The organism is Corynebacterium nasorum, assembly GCF_022345765.1.
Classification (GTDB): Bacteria; Actinomycetota; Actinomycetes; order Mycobacteriales; family Mycobacteriaceae; genus Corynebacterium; species Corynebacterium kefirresidentii.
In genome coordinates, this window is sequence record NZ_JAKRDR010000001.1 from 259,426 (window position 1) to 272,853 (window position 13,428).

A 13,428-nucleotide genomic window follows, 5' to 3' on the forward strand; every position below is an offset into this window, starting at 1 on the left:
GCCCGTGGCAGTATTGTGCCGAATGGACTCGGGGAGGGGGACTGGGCGCGGAGCGCTGCCAGCCCAGATTAAAGAGCGTACTCGCGCAGGCGATCGGCGCGGTTGCCATCGCGCAGCTTTGCCATAACTTCGCGCTCAATTTGGCGTACACGTTCGCGCGAAAGACCGAAGCGGCGGCCAATCTGATCCAAGGTGCGCGGAACACCATCATCGAGGCCGTAGCGCAGGCGAATTACGTCCTGCTCGCGCTTTTCCAAGGTGTCAATCACTCCGCGAATATCGGAATGACGCATGGAGGCTACGACCGCGGTTTCTGCATCGGTAGCTTCGGCGTCTTCAATGAAGTCACCCAAAGGAGCTTCTTCATCGGTACCTACCGGCATATCGAGAGAGACTGGGTCGCGTGACTGGCGCAGCAGCATCTCAATCTTGTTTTCGTCAATGCCTGATTCTTCCGAAAGCTCTTCATTGGTAGCTTCACGGCCCAGGGATTGATACATCTCGCGCTTAATGCGGGACAGCTTGTTGACCTGTTCTACCAAGTGGACTGGGAGGCGAATGGTGCGAGACTGGTCAGCCATGCCGCGGGTAATTGCCTGGCGGATCCACCACGTGGCATACGTGGAGAATTTAAAGCCCTTGGCGTAATCGAACTTTTCCATCGCGCGGATGAGGCCGAGGTTTCCCTCTTGGATGAGATCCAGCAATGGCATACCGCGGCCGGTGTAGCGCTTTGCCAGCGAAACCACGAGGCGCAGATTGGCTTCAAGCAGGTGGGAGCGTGCCTTTTTGCCTTCGCGGGCGAGGATTTTAAGATCACGCTTTTCTGCACGGGTGAGCTTTTCAGCGTTATTGAGCTTGTACTCCGCGTACAGTCCAACTTCGATGGCCTGAGCGAGTTCTACCTCATCTTCCGCGCTGAGCAGTGCGGTCTTGCCAATGCCGTTGAGATAAACACGAACGAGGTCGGCAGAGGGGTTGTCGTTGGTTTGGTTGCGGCGAGATCCGCGATCTACTTCCTGTTCTTCATTAGTAGTGGCAGCTGAAGCGCCCTTGGCGGTGGTGGCAGATGTCTTCGTCATAGTGAAGCCTCCTGAATTTGTCGCCGGTTTCACAAAGTACAACGGAGTCTTTAGAGATTTAGTTCCCAATGTGGAAAGAATTGATAAAACGCGGCGTTCCCCGTGGTACGACTCCACCTTTTCGGGGGAGATGTGCCACGGAGAACGCCGCGCTCTGCGATGGGACAGGTACGTAGAAGTACTATCCGCGTACCTGTACGAGATAGCGGTAGATGGTGGGTTCGGAAACACCTAGCCGCTCTGCCGCTGCGGCAATTCCTCCCTTAAGAAGGAAGAATCCCGCATCCTCCAAATCTGAGACCACCTCGAGGCGCTCCTCGCGCTGCATGCGAGGGGCAGGGGTGTTTTGGTTAGAAATGGCGGAGTCCAACATTGAGTCCAGAAGGTGTTCCACGTTGGAACGCAAAGACTCGCTGACTCCTTCCTTGTCCGCTTCTTCCTCTACCGGTTCCTTATCTGGAACTGGGTCTGGTACTGCAACGGGGCGGTTGGGTAGCTCAGTTTCACCTGGGTAGCCGCCGAAAGCCTTTGACTTATCGAATGCGGGATCATCGGCCTTGCCGATGAGTGCTGCGGCCGCATCGCGAATGTGTACCAATTCGGATACATCAACATTGATGCACAGCATGCCGCGCATATGCCCGGAGTCGTCTCGGATGAAGTAGCTAGAGGAGCGGCAAATCTTGCCTTCCGCATTGACGGCGCGGTAGCCGGTCATCATGGGGATTGCTGCGGCATCGCCCTGTTTCATAAACCATAGAGCGAAGTCGGTCACCGGGCCGCCAAGTTGCCGGCCGGAGATGTGCCCATTGGCGATGGCCATGATGGATTTATCGGGAACGTCGAGATCGTGGAGCACGATTTCGGTGTTGGGGCCCATTGCCTTACCGAGGAATTCGACGAGGGGAATATACTGCTCGAGGAAGTTTTCTTCGGAGGCACTGCCGCTAGGAAGATTCATTAGCTGAAGCATGTCCTTTAATTCCTGTCAGGTTATAGCGAAGGTACCACACGGAAGCGACTCGGTGGAAGAAAGGGAATAGTCCGAAGAAAGCCGGGTGAACACTAGCGGCTTAGCGCTGTGCTCACCCGGCTCATCGCTTCATTACAGGGTGGTCTTTATCCACACACCGGGACTGGTGGGTGAACTGCTAGGGCCAGACCACCTTGTGAGGTCTCCCTGTACTTGGCATTCATATCCTTACCAGTCTTGTACATGGTCCAGATGACTTCGTCCAAAGAAACACACGGCTTGCTCTCACGCTCTAACGCCATGCGAGCACTGGTGATGGAGTCGACCGCAGCAACGGCGTTACGCTCAATGCAGGGTACCTGAACCTGTCCGAGGACTGGGTCACAGGTCAAGCCAAGCTTGTGTTCCATGCCAATCTCAGCTGCGATGCATACCTGCTCTGGGGTAGCGCCCATGAGCTGGGCGAGTCCGCCGGCAGCCATGGAGCACGCCACACCAACTTCACCCTGGCAGCCGACCTCAGCGCCAGAGATGGAAGCGTTCATCTTGTACAGGGAAGCAATCTGGTTGCAGGCGAAGATGTAGTCAGCGAACATCTCCGTGGTAACTGGCTCGACAAACTTGTCGTAGTAAGCCAGGACTGCGGGGACGACACCACAGGCGCCGTTCGTAGGAGCGGTAACAACGCGGCCGCAGGCTGCATTCTCTTCGGAGATAGCCAGTGCAAACATGTTTACCCAGCTGAGGATGTTCAAACCATCGTGCGGTTCGGACTGCTCAAGACGACGCTTAAGGGCAGCCGCGCGACGCGGAACGAGCAGGGAACCAGGCAGCGGACCATCGGTGGAGGAACCACGCTTGATGCCGGTGTACATGACATCGCGAACCTTGCGCAGGTGCTCATTGACCTCCTCTTCAGAGCGCAGTGCCAATTCGTTGGCCAAGCCCAGCTCGGGGAGGGTCATATCGTTCTTTTCACACAGTTCGAGCATTTCTGCAGCGCTGGCATATGGGAAGGGGATATCAACCTTGACGTCCTGCCGCTTTGCAAAGTCTTCCTGCTTGACGATGAAACCGCCGCCGACCGAGTAGTAGGTCTTGTGCAGGATGTCCTCTTTGCCGGCGAAGGCGATAAGACACATACCATTTTCGTGCATCGGGAGGTATTCGTCGTGGAAGAAGAAGCCGCCGTCCTTGGGGAATTCTACCTCGTGGGTGCCGCCCAGCATGAGCTTCTCGCTGCTGCGGACGTTCTTCATGAATTCGGAGATGCCGTCGATATCAACGGTCTCTGGCTCTTCACCGGCCAAGCCGAGGAGGATGGCCTTGTCGGTGGAGTGGCCGATACCCGTGAGGGAAAGGGAACCGTAGACATTTGCCTGCACTCGAGTGACCTTGTCAAAGAGGTCTTTTTCCTTGAGCTCGTCTACGAAAGCCTTGCCGGCCTTCATTGGCCCTAGGGTGTGTGAGCTTGAGGGGCCGATACCAATCTTGAACATATCGAAGATGCTGATGAACATTGTTCTTTCCTTGAATCCTCTGCGAATTTCTCGTCTACGGCGGGGCTTAGAAGGCGTGGACGATGGAGTAGATGATGGTTGCTAGGGCGACGAGGCCCATGAAGAAGACGAAGTAGTTGGAAGCCTTGCCCTTGTAGCGCTTGAGAGCAGGAACCTTGTGGATAGCGACCATCGGGATGATGAAGAGCATGATGGCAATCGTTGGGCCACACAGGGTTTCAATCATGCCCAGGATGGACGGGTCAGCCCAAGCGACGAGCCAAGCGGTAACCAGCATGAAGATGAGGGTGATGGTGTCGAGCTTGTGAGCAGACTGTGCGTCATCCTTGCTTGCGTTCTTGCTGCCCTTGACGATGAGGCCCTCGAAGCCTTCGGCTGCGCCGAGGTAGTGGCCAAGGAAGGACTTAGCAACTGCAATCATGGCGATGATAGGAGCAATCCACTGGATAAGTGGGGTATCGAAGTGGTTGGCCAGGTAGGACAAGATGGTGATGTTTTGTGCCTTAGCTTCTGCCATATCAGCCGGGGAGAGGCTCAGGGCGCAGGAGAAGACGAAGAACATAACCACGACGACCATGAGGATCTCAGCGCGGAGCAGGGTCTTGCGGGACTTGGCTTCTGCGAACTTGCCGTAGGTCTGGCGGCGGTCAACGGCGAAGGAAGAAATCATCGGGGAGTGGTTGAAGGAGAAGACCATAACCGGAACCAAGAGCATCAGGGTAACGCCCATGCCGTGACCAGAGGCTTCGCGAGCAACGTTTAGGTCAAAGGAATCGAAGAGTGCGGTGTTCCACTTCGGGATGAGGTAAAGGGAAAGGAGAACCAGGATGCCGATGAACGGGTATACCAGGTAGGACATGACGTGAACCACGACGTCCTTGCCCATGCGGACAATCAAGATGAGTCCACCAACGAGCAAGAGAGAGGTTAGCCAGCGGTGCGGCGGGGTAACGCCGAGCTGGTGCTCCAGGAAAGAGTTGACCGTGTTGGTGATGGTGACTGAGTAAACCAGCAGGATGGGGTAGACCGACAGGAAGTACAGGATGTTCATGAGAACACCGGCCTTCTTGCCAAAGTGCTCTTCGACGACGTCCGTGAGGTCACCGTCTGGCTTGGAGCTGGACAGTACCAAGCGGGTCATTCCGCGGTGAGCCCAGTAGGTCATAGGCAGTGCTACGACCGTCATGATGAGCAGCGGGATGATACCGCCGATACCGGCGTTGATGGGGAGGAAGAGGACGCCGGCGCCGATGGCGGTGCCGAACAGGGAGAGCATCCATACGGTGTCTTCCTTATTCCACTTCGGTGCGCCCTTCTGGCCATCGAAGGGGGTGTCGATGCCAGGAGCCGGTGCGGCTGTCTTGGGGGTTTCGGGCATTTCTGCCCTGTTTTCTGGGTGCTGGGCTGAATTGCGCCGCTTGAGTGAGTGGGACATTTTCTTTCCTACATCTAGTTGGTCGGCCGAAGCGTTTGGGCTTCTGCAACCGTGACTGAGAAAAAGATTCTCATTCAACTTTGCGTTAGTAGGACCTTGAGAAAAGTTCTCTCATCCTGCTTGTCCAGCCCTTTTGCTTCGCTGTGCCTTCAGTATAGAACAGAAACTTGCAGGATGATAATAAATTATTGCACTACAGGTAGGGCATTTATCACTCTCGAAAAATTTGCAATCTGCCGTTCTTTATGGCTTGTTCCATATAATTTCACCGAGAGTGGCACTAGTCACAAGTGCTCTAATGAAAGTACTGCTTAATACGTTTTGAGGATCGTTGGGGCGGGAGAAGGGCGCGCAAATTACGTCTCAACTAAAACGGTGAAAGGGCCTTCATTTACAGAGGAGACGCGCATTTTAGCCCCGAATTGGCCTGTTTCTACTGACACGCCGCGTTCCTTGAGGTGGTTGATAATCGTTGAAACAACCGGCTCAGCTTCCGGACCTGGCGCGGCATCCGCCCATGAAGGGCGTCGCCCCTTGGCAGTGCGACCATACAAAGTAAATTGGCTCACTACTAGTACCGGAGCTGCGGCATCGATCACCGAGACCTCGCCGTCAAGAATGCGCAGTTCTGCAATTTTGCGCGCCATTTTCTCTGCTCGAGGCTGCCAATCATCCATATCCTCGCGCGAGACGCCGACGAGCGCGAGAAGACCGCCGGTATCGGGACAATCAATGGCCCCGACGGTCTCTCCATCGACGGTTACTGTGGCCTCTGAAACTCGAGTCAAAACTGCGCGCACCGCTTACTTCTCCTTATCTATCCAGTGGGTTGAAAATGCGGTATCAGCTAAGGTTCGTTGAACCGGTGTCCAAGAGGAGATCTGCTGGGATAAGCAGACCGTGGCGGACCATATCGATGACTGCGGGGAGGGCAGCGGCGGTGAGTCCTTCCTCATCGAATCCGTGCGCCGCCGCATACAGCCCAATTGTCTCTTCTAGGTTCAGACCCTGTGGGTTGAGACCAGCGACAATTGCGGCAATGTGTTCATCTACCTCGTGGCTCCAACGCGGGCCGTCTGTGCGGGTTAGGCGCAAGGCGGCGCGGGTGAATCCCTGTCCCAAATCTTCATCTGGGGTGCCGATATCTTCGCGTGCCAAGCCGGTCCTTACTTGGAAGTGCTTTCCCTGCAGTTCTCCCGGCACAAGATCGCGCAGCCACGCCACACGGGCAAAGTATTCTTCTACTTCGGGGCCAAGCGGATCGCTGAAGGCCTGCGGCATTTCTTCGGCCAAGATATCTGCAGGCTCATCGTCACCGATGCGTTGAATAGCTACGAAACCAAAACCAATGCCGTTTACTTCGTGTTCCTGGAAATGTTCGAGCCAGGCGCGAGAGCGCTCTTGCCCCTCAGGGCAGCGAATATCGAGGGATTCATCTTCGAGCCAGGTGGACACATAAAGTGCGGGATCGGCAACGTCGCGCTGAATGACCCAGGCGGCGATCCCTTTATCCGGCAACCAGGAAGCAACGCGTTGCTGCCATGTTTCGCCACTGGTGTGTACCCATGCAGCCAGAAGGTGAGCGGTTCCGCCGGGCGTCAGGTGATCGGTGGCTTGAGAGACAACCAATTCACTGGCTCCGTCGAGGTTTAATCCGGAATCGCGGTAGACGTGGCCCACTTCGGGAAGGCCTACAACAAAAGGCGGGTTAGCTACTAGACGGTCAAAGCGGCGACCAGCTACGGGCTCAAACCATGACCCAGGGAGCAATTCCACTTTGTCGCCCTCACCAGCGGCCGCGATGGTGGCCGTGGCCAAATCCAAGGCACGCTCATGCACATCGGTCGCGGTGATTTTTTCTGCGCATTCGATTTGCCCCAGCAATTGAACACCCGAGCCGGTGCCCAGATCGAGAACGCTGCTGACTGGACTTACTGGCGTGGACTGCAGCAAAGAGAGACTCGCCGCGCCTACTCCCAGCACATGGTCAGGGCCGGGTACGTGATCCACGAGGGAGGCATCGACGTCGGAGAAGATGAGCCGGTTAGCGCCCACGATGGTGTGGGGGCGGATGTCGAGGGCAATGTAGGCCATGCCGTGGGCGTCGGCAAGCGCAACCTTGGCATCCAGCAACTGGGTAGCCAGGCGCGCTCCTACGGCCTCACCCAAAAGCGTGGCAGGCAGGTGCTCGTGCAGGAGGAAAAAGCGGATCAACAAGTCCATCTGAGATTCGCTGTGCGCGGCTAGCGAAACAGGTGCCGGCTCGCCGCGGAATAGGGCTTCAGTAACCTCCGGCCCTAGGTACCCGGCCACGCCATCGGTGGTAAAGCCTGCGGCGGTAAAGACGTCCGCAAGTTCAGGGGCCAACGTGGCCAGTGCCGCGGCATCGAAATCGGGTCCAAAAGTAGTCGTCATGTGGGCAGGATTCCTTTACTCTTCTTCGTGGTCGATGATGTCGTGTTTAGCCTCAATCGGCCGCGCCGTGCCGCTGGAGACCTGTGGTGCGTGTGTCTGGCCATAAAGCTGCCGATTTACGGCTGGCTTGTACACATTCTTTTCGCGCTTATCCTTCTTTTCTCCTCGGCCGTTCCCAATTACCACGGCGATCCACGGGAGGGGAAAAGTCACGCCCACAACGATTGCGGCTAGCAGCCACCAATGCATATAGAGGAAAAAGCCGGCGATGAGCAAGGAAGGAACGCGCAAGAACTGGAAGATTCCGTACTGAATTTCGCGGCGCTTACGGTCCTGGCCAGGCGTGAGCTTGGCATCTGTGATGAGGTAGCGCTCTTTTTTGCCAAACAACCTAAACTCGGCTCCCCTCGCGCGCGGTAGTCATCCCTCGATATGGGGAAAGGGGCGCAGTGGCTGGCGTGCATGAGGTGTCCATGTTCTCCAAGGGTAGACGCATGACTCGCAAAGTTCGATGCCGATGCGGCAAAATAGAGGACGTGACTACGACTACGAAGACAATTGAACGGCCAGATATTCGTGAAGACACTTCGACGACGGATAATGACACGCCGAAGTTCTTCCATTACGTCAAAAAGGATCACATCCTCGATTCCGCGGTCAACGGCAAGTATGTCGTTGCCCTATGCGGCGAGACCTTCCCGGTGACCAAGCAGGCAAAGCCGGGTTCTCCGGTATGCCCCGATTGTGAGCGTGTGTATAAGGGTCTGCGCCGCAAGTGAGGACTTTTAAAAAGACTAACCTTCGCGCTTGGCAGCAATCCGCCCTTGATAAATTCCTCGCCACTAAGCCGCAGGATTTTATGGCGGTGGCGACTCCGGGCGCCGGCAAAACTACCTTCGCGCTGCGCATCGCAACCGAGCTTATGGAAGACCGCACGGTCGAACGCGTTATCGTGGTGGTGCCTACCGAACACCTCAAGACCCAGTGGTCTAGCGCTGCCGCGCGAGTAGGTTTAGCGTTGGATCCTGCGTTTAGCAATTCTTCTGCTGTCAATCCTTCGATGGATGGCATTGTGGTGACCTATGCGCAGGTAGGAATGCACCCCTTCAAGCACCGCGCGGTGGCCTCTGCCCGGCGCACTTTGGTGATCCTGGATGAGATTCACCACGCCGGTGATGCCAAGAGCTGGGGTGATGGTGTCAAGGAGGCCTACGATGACGTTAACCATCGCTTGGCGCTGACGGGTACGCCGTTTCGTTCCGATGACTCGCCCATTCCCTTTGTTCAATATGTAGACGACGGGGAGGGACACAAGGTCTCTCGCTCGGACCATACCTATGGCTATGGCGATGCGCTTGCCGACGGCGTCGTGCGCCCCGTTGTCTTCCTCTCTTACTCCGGCGAGGCCCGCTGGCGGGATTCGGCTGGCGAGGAACATGCCGCGCGCTTGGGTGACATTATGAATGCGGAGCAAACCGCCCGTGCGTGGCGCACCGCGTTGGACCCCAAGGGCGAATGGATCCCTGCAGTGCTGCAGGCAGCGCATACCCGGCTCATGCAAATGCGGCGCAATATGCCGGATGCCGGTGGCCTCGTGTTGGCATCGGATACGACGACCGCACGCGCCTATGCCAAGATCCTCAAGCAGCTTTCCAATACACCAGTGTCGGTGATTTTGTCTGATGATCCCGGCTCCTCGGACCGCATTCAGGAATTTTCGGAGTCCACCGATGAGTGGATGGTGGCAGTCCGCATGGTGTCCGAGGGCGTCGACGTCCCGCGCCTAGCGGTGGGCGTCTATGCTACCTCGGCATCGACCCCTCTCTTTTTCGCCCAGGCCATCGGCCGCTTCGTGCGCTCGCGCATGCCGGGTGAGACGGCGTCCGTTTTCCTTCCCTCGGTGCCTGTCTTGCTGGGCTTGGCCGAAAATATGGAAAAGTCCCGCGATCACGTTTTGGGTGAGGAAAAGCCGGACAAGGAGGGCTGGGACGATGAGCTGCTAGAGCAAGCGAATCAGAAGAAGACCGAACCGGACATGCTGGAGAAGTCTTATGAGTCGCTTGGTGCCGAGGCAGAGTTCTCAGGCCTGCTTTATAACGGTTCTCAGTTCAACACTGGGGACATGACCACGGATGAAGAAGCCGACTTCCTTGGTATTCCCGGATTGCTCGATGCAGACCAAGTCAAGGATCTGCTGCGCAAGAAGCAATCTGAGGAAATGGACCGCCGCGAGGCGGAGGAAAAGGCGCGGCGCGCGGCTGAGGCCGAGGAGGCTCACCGTCGCAAGCTCTATGGCATGGACTATGCCCCGGCCTCGCGGAAGAAGGCTGTGGAAGCTGAGTCAAGCGATACCGGAGTCGTCGATGAGCTAGGCCAGCTGCGCAAGGAGCTCAACACGGTGGTTTCTATCGCCGCCCAACGCTCTGGCCGCCCCCACGGTGCTATTCACACCGAGGTCCGCAAGGCCTGCGGTGGACCGCCCACCGCGCTGTGCAACGCTGAGCAGCTACGCGAGCGCATCGAATACCTGCGCAAGTGGTAGTTTGGCCACAACCGCCTGAGGGCAGCTACGCAAAAGCCCGCACCAGAAAGGTGCGGGCTTTGTTCTTGTCCACGTAAAACGATTAGTCGAGATAATCGCGCAATACCTGGGAGCGAGAGGGGTGGCGCAGCTTCGACATGGTCTTGGATTCGATCTGGCGAATGCGCTCGCGGGTAACGCCGTAGACTTGGCCGATTTCGTCTAAAGTGCGCGGCATGCCATCGGTCAAGCCGAAGCGCAGGCGCACCACACCGGCTTCGCGCTCGGAGAGGGTGGTCAGCACGTCTTGGAGCTGATCCTGCAGCAAAGTGAAGGAGACAGCGTCGACCGCAATAACGGCTTCGGAGTCCTCGATGAAGTCACCCAACTGGGAGTCGCCTTCGTCGCCAATGGTCTGATCCAAGGAAATGGGCTCGCGGGCGTACTGCTGGATTTCGAGCACCTTTTCCTCGGTGATATCCATCTCCTTTGCCAGCTCCTGCGGGGTAGGCTCGCGGCCCAGGTCCTGCAGCAACTCGCGCTGGATACGGCCCAGCTTGTTGATGACTTCCACCATGTGGACCGGGATGCGGATGGTACGAGCCTGATCAGCCATGGCGCGGGTAATAGCCTGGCGGATCCACCACGTGGCGTAAGTAGAGAACTTATAGCCCTTGGTGTAGTCGAACTTCTCCACAGCGCGGATAAGTCCCAAGTTGCCTTCTTGGATGAGGTCCAAGAAAGCCATGCCGCGGCCGGTGTAGCGCTTTGCCAAGGAAACCACCAGACGCAGGTTCGCCTCCAACAGGTGGTTTTTGGCCTTGCGGCCATCGCGGGCGATGCTGCGCAGGTCGCGCTTTTCCATGGGGGAGAGCTTAGCGGCCTTATCGCCTTCGGCGCGGGCCTTTTCCATCTCATCCATGCGGTGCTGTGCGTAAAGACCAGCCTCGATGCGCTTGGCCAAGGAAACCTCTTGCTCGGCGTTGAGCAGGGCCACCTTACCAATCTGCTTGAGGTAGGCACGAACGGAGTCAGCAGAGGCAGTCAGCTGCGCATCCTTGCGTGCCTGACGCAGTGCAGCGGATTCTTCCTCGTCCCAGACGGAGGAGGAGTCCTCTTCTTCGTCATCGTCCTCATCGTCTTCGTCCAAGTCCTCTTCGAGGTCCTCGTCCTCGAGATCTTCACCGCCTGCGAAGTCATCATCTTCCTCGATGTCCGCATTGGTGGGATCGAAGTCGACGTCTTCGTCGTGCTCGTCCTCGTCGAGCTCTTCTTCTACCTCCGGCTGTGCTTGCTTTTCGGACTCAGCGGGGGATTCCTGCTTCTTCGCCGCGGACTTGCGGACCGTCTTCTTCGTGGCCTTCTTAGCAGACTTTTTAGTGGTCTTCTTGGCCGACTTCTTAGCGGTCTTTTTCGCAGTCTTTTTGGCTGTTTTCTTAGCGGTCTTCTTGGCCGTCTTTTTAGCCGTCTTCTTCGCGGTTTTCTTTGCCGTCTTCTTGGCGGTCTTCTTTGCAGGAGTAGATGCCCCGGCGGCGTTTTCGCCCTCGCCGAGTGCCTGGTCTGAAGATTCAGTGGCTGCCACGTACGCCCTTTCGACTTACTTCTTGATTAAAACAGCTCAGTGCGCCCTAGCTGGGTGCTCGTCCATCACTGTGATGTTAACGCGCTGTGGCCTTATGCAGGCCAGACACGCCTTAGAGCTATTTAACTTAGGATCGACCGCCCAGTATAGAGGATCTTTCTACTCTGCCGGTGGATAGGGTCACCAGCAGTGCATAAATTTTATGGTTTCAAGCCCTCTACCGCCGCCATTGCGGCACCAACAATCCCTGCACGATTGCGCAATTGTGCAGGCCTGACGGGGGTGGCAATGTCAAGGTGCGGGCCCCACTTTTCAAACTTGCGCGAGATACCACCCCCAATGAGGAAAGCCTGCGGGTTAAAAAGCTTTTCATACTCCGCAAGGACCTTATTTAACCGCTTAGCCCAGTGCTTGTACTTGAGCCCTTCGCGGTCCTTGACGGCCGAAGATGCAATCCTTTCGGCTTCATCATCGCCCACCAGCATGTGCCCTAGCTCGGTATTGGGAAAGAGCTGACCATTCAAGAAGAAGGCCGAACCAATGCCGGTCCCCAGAGTCAAAAAGATTACGGAGCCCTGCTTGGCGATGTCCTCTCCGTAGGCAACCTCGGCTAGTCCCGCCGCGTCGGCGTCGTTAAGCACGGCAAAATCCGCATCCAAGTAATCAGCGAATAGCTCTGTAGCATTAATGCCAATCCATTCCTTGGAAATATTCGCTGCCGTTTCTACCTCTTGGTTGCGGACAACGGAAGGCAGGGTAATGCCTACTGGGCCTTCCCACTGCTTTTCCTGGATGATCTGGGCTACCACCTTGGCAACATCGTGCGGAGTCGATGGCTGCGGCGTGGCGATTTTCATACGCTCGCCCACGAATTCGCCGGTGGCAAGGTCCACCTCTGCGCCCTTAATGCCCGAACCGCCGACATCGACGCCAAAAGAATGTCCAGAAAGAGTAGTCATGCCCGACAGTGTAGAAGAAGGCACAATAGTTGGCATGACTGAGCACATCGATTTTCTCCAATTGCGGGATTTTGCCGTCTCTACCGCCACGCGAGCGGCCGAACTAATTGCCGCCCGGCGCGCAGAGCTTGTCGCCGGTGATGGCATCGCGGCGCATACCAGCACCAAGTCCAGTGATGTGGATCCGGTAACTGAGGTCGACACCGCCACAGAGGAATTCATTGCCACCACCATTCGTACCCAACGCCCAGGGGATGGAATCTTTGGGGAAGAAGGCGCCAATGTGGAATCCACCAGCGGTGTTACCTGGATAGTGGATCCGATTGATGGCACCGTAAATTTCCTCTACGGGGTGCCGGATTTTGCAGTTTCTATCGGTGCGGAATATCAGGGGCGCCTGGTAGCTGGCGCGGTGGTCAACGTGGCCCGCGGGCGCACTTATGCAGCCGCGGCCGGTCAGGGCGCCACGGTCACCGGCCCGGACGGGAAGGCGCACCCATTGCAGTGCGCCCACACCAAAAATCCCGCGTTGGCATTGGTAGCCACTGGCTTCGGATACGATGCCCAACGGAGAGCAGCGCAAGCCGAGCTGCTCACCAAGCTCTTGCCCCAGGTACGAGATATTCGCCGCATCGGTGCTGCCGCGCTGGATTTATGTCGCGTAGCTGAGGGCACGGTTGATGCCTACTTTGAGCACGGCATCAATGCTTGGGATTTTGCCGCCGGGGCAATTATTGCCCGCGAAGCAGGCGCGGTGGTGCACCATCCAGGCTTTGAGAAGGGGTCTGCTCAGGGCGAACTTACCTGGGCCGCGGGGGCAGATTTGGCCCCCGCCTTTGAGGAACTTTTGGCAGCACACAACGCCACAGGCGCGTTGCGGGGGTAATAGTTTTCCACGCTAACGGCCGGTGAGATGACATCTAGCCATTTGTGCTTTACTA

The 13,428-nt window shown here is 57.0% G+C and carries 12 protein-coding genes; 3 read left to right on the top strand and 9 right to left on the bottom strand.

Translation table 11 applies throughout. From position 1 onward, the window contains the following. Window positions 1–68: 68 nt before the first annotated feature. From MHK04_RS01210 to MHK04_RS01240, 7 genes are all read right to left on the bottom strand, one after another. Window positions 69–1,082: a sigma-70 family RNA polymerase sigma factor gene (locus tag MHK04_RS01210; protein ID WP_023021392.1), complete on the bottom strand. Its 1,014-nt coding sequence runs from the start codon at window positions 1,080–1,082 to the stop codon at window positions 69–71. 181 nt (window positions 1,083–1,263) lie between these two features. Beyond that, on the bottom strand, window positions 1,264–2,055 hold the full coding sequence (locus tag MHK04_RS01215) for a helix-turn-helix transcriptional regulator (RefSeq protein WP_324291886.1): 792 nt from the start codon (window positions 2,053–2,055) through the stop codon (window positions 1,264–1,266). A gap of 146 nt (window positions 2,056–2,201) precedes the next feature. After that, window positions 2,202–3,575, bottom strand: a complete 1,374-nt coding sequence (locus MHK04_RS01220; protein ID WP_239207619.1) for an L-serine ammonia-lyase — start codon at window positions 3,573–3,575, stop codon at window positions 2,202–2,204. 46 nt (window positions 3,576–3,621) lie between these two features. Beyond that, window positions 3,622–5,010: an SLC5/6 family protein gene (locus tag MHK04_RS01225; protein ID WP_239207620.1), complete on the bottom strand. Its 1,389-nt coding sequence runs from the start codon at window positions 5,008–5,010 to the stop codon at window positions 3,622–3,624. A gap of 356 nt (window positions 5,011–5,366) precedes the next feature. Then, window positions 5,367–5,810, bottom strand: a complete 444-nt coding sequence (dtd, locus tag MHK04_RS01230; RefSeq protein WP_239204147.1) for a D-aminoacyl-tRNA deacylase — start codon at window positions 5,808–5,810, stop codon at window positions 5,367–5,369. Window positions 5,811–5,853: 43 nt separating this feature from the next. Next, window positions 5,854–7,425 carry a DUF7782 domain-containing protein gene (locus MHK04_RS01235; protein ID WP_239207621.1) on the bottom strand — a complete coding sequence of 524 codons (1,572 nt, stop codon included), beginning with the start codon at window positions 7,423–7,425 and terminating at the stop codon, window positions 5,854–5,856. A gap of 15 nt (window positions 7,426–7,440) precedes the next feature. Then, window positions 7,441–7,815: a DUF3099 domain-containing protein gene (locus tag MHK04_RS01240; protein ID WP_023021398.1), complete on the bottom strand. Its 375-nt coding sequence runs from the start codon at window positions 7,813–7,815 to the stop codon at window positions 7,441–7,443. 104 nt (window positions 7,816–7,919) lie between these two features. Between MHK04_RS01240 and MHK04_RS01245 the strand changes: the two genes are divergently transcribed. Then, the gene (locus MHK04_RS01245; RefSeq protein WP_275434179.1) at window positions 7,920–8,204 is read left to right on the top strand and encodes a DUF3039 domain-containing protein; all 285 of its coding nucleotides are present in this window, start codon (window positions 7,920–7,922) and stop codon (window positions 8,202–8,204) included. Continuing rightward, on the top strand, window positions 8,201–9,967 hold the full coding sequence (locus MHK04_RS01250; protein ID WP_086587549.1) for a DEAD/DEAH box helicase: 1,767 nt from the start codon (window positions 8,201–8,203) through the stop codon (window positions 9,965–9,967). The genes MHK04_RS01245 and MHK04_RS01250 overlap by 4 nt, the downstream gene beginning before the upstream one ends. A gap of 82 nt (window positions 9,968–10,049) precedes the next feature. Here MHK04_RS01250 and MHK04_RS01255 read toward each other — a convergent pair whose 3' ends face one another. Together MHK04_RS01255 and ppgK are read right to left on the bottom strand one after the other, a co-directional pair. Next, a complete protein-coding gene (locus MHK04_RS01255; protein ID WP_086587550.1) occupies window positions 10,050–11,528 on the bottom strand; it encodes an RNA polymerase sigma factor in 1,479 nt (492 codons plus the stop codon). A 200-nt stretch (window positions 11,529–11,728) separates the two neighbouring features. Further along, window positions 11,729–12,487: a polyphosphate--glucose phosphotransferase gene (ppgK, locus tag MHK04_RS01260; protein ID WP_239204135.1), complete on the bottom strand. Its 759-nt coding sequence runs from the start codon at window positions 12,485–12,487 to the stop codon at window positions 11,729–11,731. Here ppgK and MHK04_RS01265 point away from each other — a divergent pair. Next, complete coding sequence (locus MHK04_RS01265) at window positions 12,486–13,373, top strand: inositol monophosphatase family protein (RefSeq protein WP_200288990.1); 888 nt, start codon at window positions 12,486–12,488, stop codon at window positions 13,371–13,373. The genes ppgK and MHK04_RS01265 overlap by 2 nt on opposite strands. Window positions 13,374–13,428 lie beyond the last annotated feature (55 nt).